This window comes from Enterobacter sp. kpr-6, from assembly GCF_900116015.1.
Lineage (GTDB): Bacteria > Pseudomonadota > Gammaproteobacteria > Enterobacterales > Enterobacteriaceae > Enterobacter_D.
Map to the genome: position 1 here is coordinate 440,375 of NZ_FOYH01000001.1, position 14,780 is coordinate 455,154.

14 protein-coding genes are annotated in these 14,780 nt (G+C 56.4%); 2 read left to right on the forward strand and 12 right to left on the reverse strand.

Annotation, left to right across the window (positions count from 1 at the left end):
* Positions 1-303: 303 nt before the first annotated feature.
* The 5 genes from artM to BM373_RS02070 all read right to left on the reverse strand — a co-directional run bounded on the left by artM (position 304) and on the right by BM373_RS02070 (position 3,912).
* Complete coding sequence (gene artM / locus BM373_RS02050) at positions 304-972, reverse strand: arginine ABC transporter permease ArtM (protein ID WP_090458874.1); 669 nt, start codon at positions 970-972, stop codon at positions 304-306.
* Complete coding sequence (artQ, locus tag BM373_RS02055) at positions 972-1,688, reverse strand: arginine ABC transporter permease ArtQ (protein ID WP_090458877.1); 717 nt, start codon at positions 1,686-1,688, stop codon at positions 972-974. The genes artM and artQ overlap by 1 nt, the downstream gene beginning before the upstream one ends.
* Before the next feature lie 6 nt (positions 1,689-1,694).
* Positions 1,695-2,426 (reverse strand): arginine ABC transporter substrate-binding protein ArtI, encoded by a 732-nt coding sequence (artI, locus tag BM373_RS02060; protein WP_090458879.1) that lies wholly within the window; start codon positions 2,424-2,426, stop codon positions 1,695-1,697.
* 19 nt (positions 2,427-2,445) lie between these two features.
* Positions 2,446-3,174: an arginine ABC transporter ATP-binding protein ArtP gene (gene artP, locus BM373_RS02065; protein ID WP_090458881.1), complete on the reverse strand. Its 729-nt coding sequence runs from the start codon at positions 3,172-3,174 to the stop codon at positions 2,446-2,448.
* A gap of 222 nt (positions 3,175-3,396) precedes the next feature.
* Positions 3,397-3,912, reverse strand: a complete 516-nt coding sequence (locus BM373_RS02070) for a lipoprotein (protein ID WP_090458884.1) — start codon at positions 3,910-3,912, stop codon at positions 3,397-3,399.
* A gap of 107 nt (positions 3,913-4,019) precedes the next feature.
* Between BM373_RS02070 and BM373_RS02075 the strand changes: the two genes are divergently transcribed.
* Complete coding sequence (locus tag BM373_RS02075) at positions 4,020-4,847, forward strand: N-acetylmuramoyl-L-alanine amidase (protein WP_090458887.1); 828 nt, start codon at positions 4,020-4,022, stop codon at positions 4,845-4,847.
* Between the two features lie 157 nt (positions 4,848-5,004).
* Here the strand turns inward: BM373_RS02075 and BM373_RS02080 are convergent, their stop codons facing one another.
* The 4 genes from BM373_RS02080 to poxB all read right to left on the reverse strand — a co-directional run bounded on the left by BM373_RS02080 (position 5,005) and on the right by poxB (position 10,311).
* A complete protein-coding gene (locus tag BM373_RS02080; RefSeq protein ID WP_090458888.1) occupies positions 5,005-6,018 on the reverse strand; it encodes an NAD-dependent epimerase/dehydratase family protein in 1,014 nt (337 codons plus the stop codon).
* Between the two features lie 98 nt (positions 6,019-6,116).
* Complete coding sequence (locus BM373_RS02085; RefSeq protein ID WP_090458890.1) at positions 6,117-7,544, reverse strand: SDR family oxidoreductase; 1,428 nt, start codon at positions 7,542-7,544, stop codon at positions 6,117-6,119.
* A gap of 9 nt (positions 7,545-7,553) precedes the next feature.
* Positions 7,554-8,555 carry a low-specificity L-threonine aldolase gene (gene ltaE / locus BM373_RS02090; protein ID WP_090458892.1) on the reverse strand — a complete coding sequence of 334 codons (1,002 nt, stop codon included), beginning with the start codon at positions 8,553-8,555 and terminating at the stop codon, positions 7,554-7,556.
* Positions 8,556-8,592: 37 nt separating this feature from the next.
* Positions 8,593-10,311, reverse strand: a complete 1,719-nt coding sequence (poxB, locus tag BM373_RS02095) for a ubiquinone-dependent pyruvate dehydrogenase (protein ID WP_090458893.1) — start codon at positions 10,309-10,311, stop codon at positions 8,593-8,595.
* Between the two features lie 151 nt (positions 10,312-10,462).
* Between poxB and BM373_RS02100 the strand changes: the two genes are divergently transcribed.
* Positions 10,463-10,897 carry a DoxX family protein gene (locus BM373_RS02100; protein WP_090458895.1) on the forward strand — a complete coding sequence of 145 codons (435 nt, stop codon included), beginning with the start codon at positions 10,463-10,465 and terminating at the stop codon, positions 10,895-10,897.
* Between the two features lie 37 nt (positions 10,898-10,934).
* On the opposite strand, the gene hcr is transcribed toward BM373_RS02100, so the two are convergent.
* The 3 genes from hcr to BM373_RS02115 form a co-directional block, all read right to left on the reverse strand.
* Positions 10,935-11,903, reverse strand: a complete 969-nt coding sequence (gene hcr / locus BM373_RS02105; RefSeq protein WP_090458898.1) for an NADH oxidoreductase — start codon at positions 11,901-11,903, stop codon at positions 10,935-10,937.
* Between the two features lie 12 nt (positions 11,904-11,915).
* Positions 11,916-13,568, reverse strand: coding sequence for a hydroxylamine reductase (hcp, locus tag BM373_RS02110; protein WP_090458900.1), 1,653 nt, complete (start codon positions 13,566-13,568; stop codon positions 11,916-11,918).
* 142 nt (positions 13,569-13,710) lie between these two features.
* The gene (locus BM373_RS02115) at positions 13,711-14,610 is read right to left on the reverse strand and encodes a LysO family transporter (RefSeq protein ID WP_090458903.1); all 900 of its coding nucleotides are present in this window, start codon (positions 14,608-14,610) and stop codon (positions 13,711-13,713) included.
* Between the last annotated feature and the right edge of the window lie 170 nt (positions 14,611-14,780).

Below are 14,780 nucleotides of genomic sequence, written 5' to 3' on the forward strand. Positions count from 1 at the left end.
TATGAAACTCCCGTCTGTCAATCTTATTGTTTTTACCGTGTCTGCGGCATGGGAGTCACTTTGCCATCATGTGAATTTGTATGCAATAATTTTGTATAAATATTTATTATGGAACACCCTCACCCCGGCCCTCTCCCTGAGGGAGAGGGGGAAGGGCGGGTCAGTGCACAGTGCTCCCTGAGGGAGAGGGGGAAGGGCGAGTGAGTGCACGATACGTCCCCTCCCTAAGGGAGAGGGAGAAGGGCGGGTTAGTGCACAATACGTCCCCTCTCCCCTGGGGAGAGGGCCAGGGTGAGGGGAAAACTAATTCCGGCGCTCAAACGCCAGCGCTCGCCGCTCAATCAGGCGCATCATCAGCGTCAGCAGGCCATTCACAATTAGATAGATAAGCCCGGCTGCGCCAAACACCATCACATCGTAGGTGCGGCCATACAGCAGTTGCCCGTGACCCATCACTTCCATCAGGGTAATGGTGTACGCCAGTGAGGTACTTTTAAACACCAGCACCACTTCGTTGGAGTAGGAGGAAAGCGCGCGTTTGAAGGCGTACGGCAGCAGGATCGCCAGCGTATCTTTCTTGCTCATCCCCAGCGCACCGCAGGACTGCCACTGGCCTTCCGGGATCGCGCGGATCGCGCCAAAGAACAACTGCGTGGTGTAAGCGGCGCTGTTCAGCGACAGGGCAATCAGTGCGCACAGCCAGGGCTCAGACAGCAGATGCCAGAGTACCGGGTACTCCTGCAACGTCGGGAACTGCCCCGGTCCGTAGTAGATCAGGAAGATCTGCACCAGCAGCGGCGTACCGGTAAACAGCGTGATGTAACCGCGCACGATCCACACCAGCACCGGCGTTTTCAGCGTCAGCACGATGGTAAACAGCACCGAGAGGATCAGTGCTACCGCAATCGAAGCCACCGTCAGCGTCAGACTGGTATGCAGCCCTTTTAATAGCTCAGGTAAATACTCAAGCATCAGTTCGGCCTCCGCTCAAAACGGGTCGCGCGCAGGTCAATGCGTTTGAGAATGTACTGGCTAAGCAGGGTGATGACCAGGTAAATGGCCGCCGCCACGATGTACCAGGTAAACGGCTCCTGGGTACGGGTGGCGATACTGCGGGTTTGTAGCATCAAATCGTTCACGCTAATCAACGACACCAGCGCGGTATCTTTTAACAACACCAGCCACTGATTGCCGAGGCCCGGCAGCGCATGACGCCACATCTGCGGCATCACCAGACGGAAGAAAATCGCGCTTTTCGACAGTCCCAGCGCCTGACCGGATTCCCACTGGCCCAGCGGCACGGCTTTTAATGCCCCACGCAACGTCTGCGAGGCGTAGGCCGCATAGAGCAGGGACAGGGCGATCACGCCGCACAGGAACGGACTGACATCGAAGTTTTCAATCTGCATTTGCAGCGGAATTTGCACCACGCCGAGATTCAGCGTAAAGCCATCCGATAACATCAACAGCAACTGTGAGGAGCCAAAATAGATAAACAGCACGACCAGAATTTCCGGCAGGCCGCGCAAAATGGTCACCAGCGCTGAACCCGCCCACGCGACAGGTCGCCACTTAACGGACTCCCATACCGCGAACAGCATCGCCAGCGCAAGGCCGATGACCAGCGCACAAACGGCAAGGCCGACGGTCATCCCGGCGGCACTTGCTAAAGGAAACATTTCATTCATCAAGGATTACTTCTGGAACCATTTTTGGTAGATGGTCTCGTAAGTGCCATCTTTCTTCACTTTATCCAGCGCGGTGTTGAATTTCTGCTGAAGTTCAGTGTTGCCCTGACGTAACGCGATACCCAGACCGGTGCCGAAGTACTCTTTATCGGTCACTTTGTCGCCGACCGCAGCCAGTTTGTCGTTCGCTTTCAGCCACTCGGTCACGACCGCTGTATCGCCAAATACCGCGTCGATACGGCCATTTTGCAGATCCAGTTTCGCGTTCTGGTAGCTGTCGTAAGGCACGGTGGTAATTTCCGGGTGCTTATCGTTGATGAATTTCTGGTGCGTGGTGCCGTTCTGCACGCCAACTTTCTTGCCTTTCAGGCCATCAATGCTGGTGTATTTACCCTGCTGACCGATAAACAGCGCGGAGTTGTCGTAGTACGGGTTGGTGAACAGCACCTGTTTCTGACGCTCAGGCGTAATATCCATGCCCGCCATTACCGCATCAAAACGACGGAATTTCAGGCTTGGGATCAGGCTGTCGAACGCCTGGTTGGTGAAGGTGCAGGTCGCATCGATCTCTTTACACAGGGCGTTAGCCAGATCGACATCGAAACCGACGATTTTGTTGTTCGCATCCGTGGACTCAAACGGAGGGTAGCTCGCTTCGGTCGCAAAACGAATGGTCTGGGCGGCGGTAGCGGAGAGGCTAACGCTTGCGATCAAGGCGGCAATCAGTACTTTTTTCATTATGTGTTTCCCGAAAAGATCAGTGAGACAAGTAGTGTTTAAAAGCATCGGTCTGCGGCGCGGCGAAGCGACTGGCATCCCCCTGCTCGACAATATGACCGTTTTCCATGTACACCACCCGGCTGGCCGTTTTGCGCGCCACTTCAACTTCATGCGTCACAATGACCTGGGTAATGTTGGTTTCCGCCAGTTCGCGAATGATGCTGACAATCTGTGCGGTGATTTCTGGATCGAGCGCTGCGGTCGGTTCATCAAACAGCAGAACCTGCGGCTCCATCATTAATGCACGCGCAATGGCGACGCGCTGCTGTTGACCACCGGAGAGGTGCAGCGGATAGCGATCGCTGTAAGGCTTTAAGCGCAAACGATCGAGCAACTTTTCCGCACGCGCCAGCGCCTGCTCTTTGCTTAAACCCAGCACGCGGCAGGGGGCTTCGATCAGGTTTTGCACCACCGTCAAATGCGGCCACAGATTGTATTGCTGGAAGACCATGCCCACGTTCTGGCGCAGCGCACGGATGGCTTTGTCCGACGGGGTATGGGAGAAATCGAACTGATTGCCTGCAATCGCGAGCGTGCCGGAGCGCGGCATCTCAAGCAGATTAAGTACGCGCAGCAGGGAGCTTTTGCCCGCACCGCTTGGACCAAGCAGCACCAGCGTCTCACCCTCAGGGCAATCCAGTGTGATATCGAACAGCGCCTGATGTGCGCCGTAGAAACAGTTAATGCCGTTTAATTGAATACTCATCGAGGCAATCTAATAGCTATTGAGGCCGCAAATAGTAACGTTGACAGAATAGTTATGCAATATTTATGCGTGAAAAGGTAAATATAAGACGCTTACCCTTTTAAACTTAGCACAAAATACTAAACCCTGAGTCAGGCAGGAATAAATGTCGGCATTCGCTCAGGAATGCCGGACATTGAGTGGGGATTAGTGATTTTTTGTACAGATGGCCTGCATAAAGCGCTAGCGGTGTTCGATGGACTGGCGCAGGGAACCGGCAGGCGCGTGGACGCTACCGCCCAGATAGCGCACATCATCAACGGCCCAGCACTGGCCTTCGCGGATCATCAATACTTCGTCCTGCCACGTCTGTTCGCCCTGAGTCAGGGTCACGCGCAGCGGAATATTACGCGCGTCGGTATTAGGGATGGTGGAGGCACTGGCGACGACGGCGCTTTGCGGCAACGTGGTACGGCTGGAGAAGGGATCGCTTTGCAGGAGCGCGGTGTTGCGGTTATCGCGACCGGCATCTGCCAGCATCTTCGTCAGATCGTCACTCAGGTAAGGGCGCAGCGCGGTAAAATCGCTGCTACGATTTTGTATGCGAAAATCATAAAACTTTTGTGCGACGCTATCGGGGCCGCCTTCAACGCACGGGCCGCTGCGGGTACCAATATCCTTGAATGCGGGTGTAACGGTTGTACAGGCGCTCAATGCCAGTGCGCAGGGTACAACGATAGCTAAAATCGGGTAGCGCATAATGAATTCCTTCCAGGCTAACGACATGATGAAAGTCTTTTAAATCATAGCGTATCCATTTGATAATGCGCTTCTTAAGGCATTGAACGTTAAAAAGGAGTCTTACCATGCGGTTCAGCCTGTTTGCGCTGGGGTTACTTATGCTGGCGGGGTGCGCCAGCGAAAAGGGCGTGATCGACGAGGCGGGGTATCAGCTCGATACGCGCCATCAGGCACAGGCCGCGTATCCGCGTATCAAAGTGCTGGTGATCCACTATACAGCCGATGATTTTGACTCCTCGCTGGCGACGCTCACCGATAAGCACGTGAGCTCGCACTATTTAATTCCCGCGCGTCCTCCGGTGAATCACGGTAAACCGCGCATCTGGCAACTGGTGCCTGAACAGGATCTCGCCTGGCATGCCGGCGTCAGCTTCTGGCGCGGTGCCACACGCATCAACGACACTTCCATCGGCATTGAACTCGAAAATCAGGGCTGGCAAAAAACGGCTGGCGTGAAGCGCTTTACGCCGTTTGAGGCGCAGCAGATCGCCGCACTGGTACCGCTGGCGAAAAACATCATTCATAGTTACAACATACTCCCGCAGAATGTGGTCGCGCATTCCGACATCGCACCACAGCGCAAGGACGATCCCGGTCCGTTATTTCCCTGGCAACAACTGGCAGAGCAGGGGATCGGTGCCTGGCCCGATGTGGGACGAGTGGCGTTTTATCTGAACGGACGTAATCCGGCGCAGCTTGCCGACACGGCAACGCTGCTGGATCTGCTTGCCCGCTATGGGTATGAGGTGAAACCGGAGATGACGCCTGCTCAGAAAAAGCGGGTGATTATGGCGTTTCAGATGCACTTCCGCCCGGCGCGCTGGGACGGGATTGCCGATGCGGAAAGCGTGGCGATTGCCGAGGCACTGCTGGAGAAATATGGGCAGGGGTGATGGCGGATCCCCTCACCCTAACCCTCTCCCCCCGGGAGAGGGAACAGCCCGAGCGCGGACTTGCCTTTCTCCCTCTCCCTGAGATCGAGCACGGGCCTGGTTTTCTCCCTCTCCCTCAGGGAGAGGGTCAGGGTGAGGGTGAAAGAATCACTCCCACTCAGCGATGAAGCTTACCGTGATCCTTCAACCACAGCGCCGTCTGCCTGATCCCTTCATCCAGCGTCACAACCGGCTGATATCCCAGCTCATCCCTTGCCCGCGTGGTATCTAACGTAAAATCAAAATTAAGTTTCGCCACGCCATAATGGGTCAGCGCAGGCTCTTTGGCTTTTTTATCGCCAAAACGCTCCAGACTTCGGGCGATCATATCCAGCATTGGCCAGGGGACGGAGCGGATACGGCAGTGGATATCCAGCTCATCAATCAGCTTTTGCACGATGTGCCGCAGCTTACCCGGCTCACCGTTGGTGATGTTATACGCACGCCCGGACGGCAGCGAATCGCACACCTCCTGACTTGCCAGCCACATCGCATGCACCGCGTTTTCAAAACAGGTCATATCCACCAGCGCGTCGCCGCCGCGCGGGAGCAGGATGCTGCGGTAGTGATGCATCATCTGCACCAGGCGGGGAACAAACACCTTATCGTGCGGCCCGAACAGGCTTTGCGGGCGCAGCACCGTAAAACGCGTATTAGGGTTAGCCTGCGCCAGCAGGTGAATAACTTCCTCGGCGGCGGCTTTGCTGCGGGCAAACTCATTGGCGAAGCGCACCGGACGGAAATCTTCGTTGATGTTGCGATGATGATGGTAATCAAAATAGATGGAGGGCGAGGAGATATGAATAAAATTGCGTACGCCCCATGCCACGGCCCACTCCCCCAGACGGCGGGTGGCGCGCACGTTCGCCAGATCGAACGCTTCCTGCGTTCCCCATGGCGAGGTAAAACTGGAGCAGTGCCACAGCGTATCGACACCCGCGAGCATAACTTTTGCCTGCGACGACACCAGTTCAGTCAGATCAGCATGGACAAATTCAGCGCCCATTTTTTGTAAAAGCTTACCCATCGCTTCATTACGACCGGTTGCCCTGACGCTGATGCCTTTGCGCCGCAAGAATTCGACCGCGTTTCGGCCTAAACCGCTGGTTGCGCCCGTGACCAGAACCTTCATAACAATCCACTGTGTTTAAAGAATTTCGCGGCATTCTTTCGTGAAAATCGCCGCTGTGCAATGGGGAATATAAAAGATTATTACCTGAATGCAGACTTTTACGGTTTTTGTTCGGCAAGCCGTGCAATGCGCTCTGCCATGCCGCGGAAAATAAACAGATGGGCGGGCATCATTAACAGCCAGTAAAACAGCCCCGGCATCCCGTGCGGATGCCACCAGGCGCGGACGTCCAGCTCCCGGTGCGTGCCTCTGTCCTCAATGGTAAAACTCAGCCGTCCAAGCCCCGGCGCTTTCATGCCGAACAGCAGCGTGAGCTGGGATTGTGGCTCAACGACAATCACCTTCCAGCTATCAACGGTATCGCCCGTCGCGAGATGGGGTGCGTCGGGCCGCCCTTTAGCCAGTTTATGCCCGACCAGCCGATCGAGCGCCGCGCGGGTTTTCCACAGCAGATTGCCGAAGAAATAGCCCTCTTCGCCGCCGATGTGGTTGATGACTTCCCAGAGGGCGTCCGCGCTTGCCGGGGTCTGTACCCGGTGCCCGGCCTGTTTTGCATAAAACCCGTATTCCGGCCGCCAGCGGGCAAACGCCTGCGGGTCATAGCCCCAGTCACTGGAATTGACCAGCGCCGCTTCCTCCGCAAGCGTCCGGCGCACCGCGTCGTCAAACGGGATCAGCGTTTGCGGAATAAGGGCGCGCAATTCACGATCGTCAGCCAGCAGATCGTGTTTAAGACCCTCGATCAAGGCTTTCGCGATGGTCGGCGGCACAGAGGTGATCACCTGTAAAAACCAGACCGAAATCAGGCGGGTGGGAAGGGGGATGGGAATGAGCGGACGATGACGCCCGCTGACCGCCATAAAACGGTCGAACTGTTGCTGGTAGCTCAGCACCTCCGGCCCGGCGGCTTCCAGCACGCGGTGCGCCGACGCCGGGTGGTGTTGCAGTTCTACCAGATAAAAAAGCAGATTTTCCAGCGCGATGGGCGTGGTCCGTGAGCGCACCCAGCGGGGCGGAGTCAGCACCGGCAGGTTATAAACCATATCGCGCATCACTTCGAAAGCGGCGGAGCCTGCGCCGACGATAATTCCCGCGCGCAATTCGGTGACCGGCACGCCCGCGTCACGCAAAATATCGCCGGTAAGCTGGCGGGCGCGCAGGTGATCGGACTGCTCGTCTTCAGGAGCCTGAAGCGAGCTTAAAAAAATCATCTGCTTGACCGGCGTGTCGCGCAGCGCATCACGCACGTTGAGCGCCACCTGACGCTCATGGGCGACAAAATCACCGCCTTCGCCCATGGCATGAACCAGATAATAAACAATATCGATATTGGTCAGCAGCGCTGCCAGCGCCTCAGGCCAGTTCAGATCGACGGCGTGGCAGGTGACGCCAGGCAGATGGCGCTTTTGCAGACGGGAAATATGCCGTGCCGCTGCCCGCACCTGATGGCCCTGCTGACTTAAGGCGCAGACCAGATGCTGACCGATATACCCGCTGGCACCGAGTACCAGAATGCGTTGCGGCACGGAGATTCCTTAGCGGCGTAAAAACGCCTGCCAGTGTGCGACCACTTCTTCAAGCTGCGCGCGGCTGACGTCGAGATGCATCACCAGACGCGTCACCGGCGAGGCGTTCAGCAGCACGTTGCGCGCGCGCATAAACTCACCCAGTTCAGCGGCATGTTCATCGCCAACGCGCACAAACAGCATATTGGTGTCGTGACGGGAGACATCCGCGCCGATCTCACGCAGTGCCGCCGCCAGCCATGCGGCGTTCGCGTGATCCTCTTTCAGACGCTGCACGTTGTTTTTCAGCGCATACAGGCCCGCTGCGGCCAGAATGCCCGCCTGACGCATGCCGCCGCCGGTCATTTTCCGCCAGCGGTTCGCGCGCCTGATGTAATCGTGACTGCCAACCAGCAGCGATCCCACCGGCGTTCCCAGGCCTTTCGACAGGCAGATGGTGAAGGAATCGCAGTACTGCGTAATCTCTTTCAGCTCGCAGCCATATTCCACCACCGCGTTAAAGATGCGCGCGCCATCGACGTGCAGCGCCAGGCCTTTTTCACGGGTGAAATCCCAGGCCTCTTTTAAATATTCGCGCGGCAGCACTTTGCCGTTATGGGTATTTTCGAGGCTTAACAGGCGGGTGCGGGCGAAGTGGATGTCGTCGGGTTTGATTTTGGCGGCGACTTTATCCAGCGGCAGGGAGCCGTCCGGGTTGGCGTCAATCGGCTGCGGCTGAATGCTGCCTAATACCGCTGCGCCACCCGCTTCATACAGATAATTATGCGCGCCCTGGCCGACGATATACTCTTCGCCGCGCTCACAATGGCTGAGGAGGGCGACCAGGTTTGCCTGAGTGCCGGTAGGTAAAAACAGTGCGGCGTCCTTGCCCGCAAGTTCAGCGGCATAGCGCTGAAGTTCATTAACGGTCGGGTCATCCCCGTACACGTCGTCACCCACCGGGGCGGCCATCATATATTGAAGCATGGCGCGCCCTGGACGGGTCACGGTATCACTGCGTAAGTCGATCACGGCATTTCCTTATTTTGATCAGGATTTGCCTTCTGTTTTACCTGAGCCAGTTGGTTTTCGCCAGTTCCATGACCTCATCGCCGCGTCCGTTAATGATCGCCCGCAGCATGTAGAGGCTGAATCCTTTGGCCTGCTCCAGCTTGATTTGCGGCGGGATCGCCAGTTCTTCTTTGGCGACCACCACGTCCACCAGTACCGGGCCGTCGATGGCAAACGCGCGTTGCAGGGCGTCGTCCACATCGGCGGCTTTCTCTACGCGAATGCCGGTGATCCCGCAGGCTTCGGCAATGCGCGCAAAATTGGTTTCATGCAGATCGGTGCCGTCGGTGAGATAGCCGCCTGCTTTCATCTCCATGGCCACGAAGCCCAGCACGCTGTTGTTAAAGACGACGATTTTGATCGGCAGCTTCATCTGCGCCACGGAGAGAAAATCGCCCATTAACATGCTGAAGCCGCCGTCGCCGCACATCGCCACCACCTGGCGGTCCGGTTCTGTGGCTTTTGCGCCCAGCGCCTGCGGCATGGCGTTGGCCATGGAACCGTGGTTGAACGATCCCAACAGGCGGCGTTTGCCGTTCATTTTCAGGTAACGCGCGGCCCAGACGGTGGGCGTGCCCACGTCGCAGGTGAAAATGGCGTCGTCGTCGGCAAACTGACTGATTTGCTGCGCCAGATATTGCGGGTGAATGGCTTTATCACTCGGTTTCGCCAGATCGTCGAGGCCTTTACGCGCGTCGCGGTAATCGTCGAGCGCTTTATCCAGGAAGCGGCGGTCGGTTTTCTCCTCAAGCAGCGGCAGCAGCGCGGTGAGCGTGGCGTTGATATCGCCAATCAGCGCCATATCCACTTTACTGTGCGCGCCGATGCTGGCCGGGTTGATGTCGATCTGAATAATTTTGGCGTCGGTCGGATAAAACGCGCGGTAGGGGAACTGGGTGCCGAGCAGGATCAGGGTGTCGGCGTTCATCATAGCGTGGAAGCCGGATGAAAAACCGATCAGCCCGGTCATCCCCACGTCATACGGGTTATCGTATTCGACGTGCTCTTTACCGCGCATGGCGTGGATAATCGGCGCTTTCAGCGTTCCGGCGAATTTGATCAGCGCATCGTGCGCCCCAGCGCAGCCGCTGCCGCACATCAGGGTGATATTGCTGGAGTAGCGCAGCAACTGCGCCAGCTTTTTCAGTTCGGCTTCGGTGGGGGTGACCACCGGTTGCGGGGCGGGATACCAGTGCGTACTGGCGCTTTCCGGCGCGGGCTGGAGCGCCACGTCGCCTGGCAGCACGATTACCGACACGCCGCGATTCAGAATGGCTTTACGCATGGCGATCGCCAGCACCTGCGGGATTTGCTCCGGACTTGAAACCAGCTCGCAATAATGGCTGCATTCACGAAACAACTCCTGCGGGTGCGTCTCCTGAAAATAGCCGCTGCCGATTTCGCTCGACGGAATGTGTGCGGCAATCGCCAGCACCGGAACGTGATTGCGGTGGCAGTCAAACAGGCCGTTAATCAGGTGCAGGTTACCAGGGCCGCAGGAGCCCGCGCAGACCGCCAGTTCGCCGGAAAGCTGGGCTTCTGCACCGGCGGCAAAGGCAGCGACTTCTTCATGGCGCGTCGGCATCCAGTCAATCGTCCCCATGCGGTTCAGACTGTCGCTTAATCCGTTAAGGGAATCCCCGGTGACGCCCCAGATGCGTTTGACGCCAGCCTGTTCGAGCATTTTCGCAATATATGCGGCAACGGTTTGTTTCATGGTTCTCCATCTCCTTGTCTGTGATCTCGCTTACAAGCGTAGATGAAAATGGCCGTCACACTTTTCACAACCACGTTTGAAATGGGGGTTTATTTTCGTCCGGATTAGGAATAATCTCGAAACCACATAATGAAAACAGGAATCATTTCAAATGGTTAAATCAATGTTAAATACAGTTAACAGGTTGTTGGCGCATGAAGACGGTGGCAGATTTTTACTGCGGTTAACTGTGGGTGGCCTGATGTTGTTCCACGGATTGCACAAACTGTTTGATGGTGTGGATGGGATTAGCGCCATGTTAGTGGCAAAAGGCTTACCGGGTTTTATCGCCTATGGCACGCTGGTGGGTGAGGTGCTGTGTCCGATCCTGATTATTCTGGGTGTGCTGACCCGTCCGGCGGCGCTGGTGCTTGCTTTCACCATGGTTGTCGCCTGGCTGATGGTGGGAATGGGCAAAACCGGCTCGCTGGATGTGACCGGAGCCTGGGCGATTGAAAGTATTGTTTATTTCTTTGCCGGTGCGATCGCCGTGGCGATGCTCGGTGCGGGCCGTTATTCGGTGGCACCGTCGCCGGAATGGCGCTAAGACGAGTAAAAAGCCCGGCAATTGCCGGGCTTTTTTATTACGCGAGAACTAAATCACTCTGAGGATGACACGAGCAGGCCAGCACGTAGCCTTGCGCCACTTCCGCATCCGTCAGCGTCATGCTACTGGTGACGCTGTACTCCCCGGAAATCACCTGCGTTTTACAACTTCCGCACACGCCCGCGCGACAGGCCGCGTTGACATAAACTTTGTTGCTTTCCATCGCTTCCAGCAGCGTGGTGCCTACTGGCGCATAGAAATCGCGTGCAGGTTGCAGTTTGCTGATTTTCAGCCCGCTGGTGGCGGCTTCAGCGACCGGCGTAAAGAACTGCTCTTTGAAGAAGCGGGTCACGCCGAGCGCTTTCACTTCTTTTTCGACCAGATCCATATACGGCGCGGGGCCGCAGGTCATGACGGTGCGCGAGGCCAGATCCGGTACGGATTTCAGTAAATCGGTGGTCAGGCGACCGGCAACAAATCCGTGCGTGGCGTTGTTTTCAGCAACCAGCGTCACCGGATACTGCCGCCACTCCCCGGCAAAAATCACATCCTGCGGCGAACGCACGTTGAAGATCACCTGTACATCGGCGTCAGGACGATGCTTTGCCAGCCAGCGACGCATCGACATCACCGGCGTCACGCCACAACCCGCCGCCAGCAGCAGCAGACGATCGTTTGGCTCGTTATCGCAGGTAAATTCCCCCTGCGCATCGGAGAGCCACAGATAGTCACCGCGCTTGACGTCGCGGGTCAGCCACTGCGAACCCACGCCGTCGTCGAGGCGGCGGATAGTCAGCGTAATGTATTCGCTCACTCCCGGCGTGGACGACAGGGTATAGGCGCGCAGCGTGTCAGCAGAATTATTGATGCTGACCAGCGCATATTGCCCCGCGCGGTACGGGTAGTAGTCGTGGCACAACAGTGACAGCGTCCAGACATCCGGCGTTTCCTGATGGATGTGATGAACCTGCATACGCCACGGGCATTGTGAAACGGGCATCGTCATGACTCTTTCTCCTTACGCGCTCAGCAGTTGCTGCATGTCCTGCTCAACGGTGGTCACCGAACGCAGACCAAATTTCTCGTTAAGCACCGCCAGCAGATCCGGCGTCAGGAAGCCAGGCGCGGTCGGGCCGGTCACAATATTGGTGACGCCGAGCGACAGCAGGGTTAACAGGATCACAATCGCTTTCTGTTCAAACCAGGAGAGCACCAGCGACAGCGGCAGGTCGTTCACGCCACAGCCCAGTTTTTCCGCCAGCGTGACGGCGAGGATGATCGCAGAGTAGGCATCGTTACACTGACCGGCATCCACCAGACGCGGCAGGCCTTCGATGTCGCCGAATTCCAGTTTGTTAAAGCGGTATTTACCGCAGGCCAGGGTCAGGATCAGGCAGTCATCCGGCACGCTGGTGGCGAAATCGGTGAAGTAGTTACGTTCGCCGCGTGCGCCGTCGCAGCCGCCGACGAGGAAGATGTGACGCAGTTTTTCACGGCTGACCAGGTCGATCAGGGTATCCGCCGCGCCAAGCAGCGTCTGGCGACCGAAGCCGACGGTGATCAGATGTTCGATTTCGCTGAACGGGAAGCCGCCCATCTCCTGCGCCTGCGCAATGATCGGGGCAAAATCGTCGCCTTCGAGGTGGCTTACGCCCGGCCAGCCAACAATGCTGCGCGTCCAGATGCGGTCGTTATACGCGCCCACGGTCGGGTCGATGATGCAGTTGGAGGTCATGACAATCGGGCCCGGGAAGCGGGCAAATTCCACCTGCTGATTCTGCCAGCCGCTGCCGTAGTTACCGACCAGATGTTTAAATTTGCGCAGTTCCGGGTAACCGTGCGCAGGCAGCATTTCGCCGTGGGTATAGACGTTAACGCCGGTGCCTTCGGTTTGTTGCAGCAGGTTGTAGAGATCTTTTAAATCATGACCGGAAATCAAAATACATTTTCCGGCAACGGCTTTCACGTTGACCTGGGTTGGCGTCGGGTGGCCGTAGGTTTCGGTTTCGCCCGCGTCCAGAATGCTCATCACTTTGAAGTTCATCTGACCGATTTCCATGGAGCACTCAAGCAGCGCGTTCATGTCGGAAGGCCAGGTGCCGAGCCACGCCATGATTTTATGGTACTGGGCGTAGATGGCGTTGTCGTATTTGCCGAGCACGTGGGCGTGCTCCATGTAGGCCGCCGCCCCTTTCAGGCCGTACAGGCACAGCAGGCGCAGACCGAGAATGTTTTCGCCGATGTCGGCTTTGTCTTTATTTGGCGTGAAGGCGTCGGCCTGGCGTTGCAGATCGCCCAGATCGTCGCTGACCAGTTGCAGATCGGCCATCGGGTTATCCACCGACGCGGCAGGATCGATGCTCAGGCAGAGCGCTTTTAACGCTTCACGTTTAGCAATGGCTTCGCGGGCATAGCCCACAATGCGCGGGGAATCGAAGTTAACGTTGGTTAAGGTTGAGAAAAAGGCGCGTGGGGCAAAGTTATCAATATCATGATCGATAATGTCGTAATCGCGTGCTTTTACCGCCCAGGCGGACAGGCCTTGCAGCGCCGCAATCAGTAAATCCTGAAGGTCAGAGGTTTCGGCGGTTTTACCGCACATCCCCTGCGCGTATGAACAGCCGTTGCCAGCCGGGGTACGGATAGTTTGTTCACATTGCACACAAAACATGATCACACCTTTAAAGTTATATTTGAAATACATGTTAAAGGTTATGTCGGGGCTGGATGGGTGAAAAGGGATTTCTGAGACAACTTACAGGGAGATTGATTTAGCGCAACTTTGGCGGTAGCAGCCTACCGCCAAAGGAGTATCACGCGGAGAAAAAGGCCATCAGAATTGGCACCAGCAGGCTCAAAACAAAGCCGTGGACAATCGCCGCAGGGACCATCTCGAGTCCCCCGGTACGTTGCAGAACGGGCAGGGTGAAGTCCATCGACGTGGCTCCGCACAGTCCCAGCGCGGTTGAACGACTGCGACGAACCAGCGCCGGGATCAGCATAATGGCGATAAGCTCGCGCCCTAAATCGTTAAAGAAGGCGGCGCTGCCAATTACCGGGCCATAAGATTCGGTCAGCAGAATGCCGGAAAGGGAGTACCAGCCAAAACCGGAGGCCATGGCCAGGCCCGCTTTCAGCGGCAGATCGAGAACGAAAGCGTTAATGACGCCACCCGCCAGCGAACTGATCAGCACCACCACCGCCACAATCATTCCCCGGCGATTAAGTACAATCTGTTTTAAGGTCATGCCGTTATTACGCAGTTGAATACCAATCAGGAACAGCAGGAAGATCAGCGTATATTCACTGGCTTCGCTGGCGTGCTGTAAAAATGCCAGCCCGCTTAAACCGACAACAAAACCGATAATCACCACGCCGCACAATTTCAGGGATTCGAGGGCCATCGCAATACGCGACGGCAGCTTTTCCTGCTGGTGGTTATGCCGCCAGGGAAGGGTGCGTTCAAGCCAGAATAATGCCGCGATATTACACAGCAAAATAACCACAATACTGACGGCGGAATAATGAAAAATAGCCAGCAGATTGGTCGCCAGATTATCCAGAAACGCCAGGCTTATTCCCATAAAAAATAGAATGACGTAAACAATCCAGCTTAATAAACGGTTAATCAGTTTAAGCGCGGCAGTATGGTGCAGGGGAATAAGATATCCCACGATAAGTGGGACAAGAATAATTAACAGTCCGGAAAACATGAACGGCCCAAATCCTTTGCATAAAATGTGATGGCAGCCAGACACACTACCCAATCGCGCGGGGGGAGTAAAGCGGCTAAAAACAGCCAAATATCAGGGGAATCAGTCAGCTTTATAATCTGTCGGGTTATGCAAATTTTACTTTTTCCCGTCCCGCTATACTGTTTATT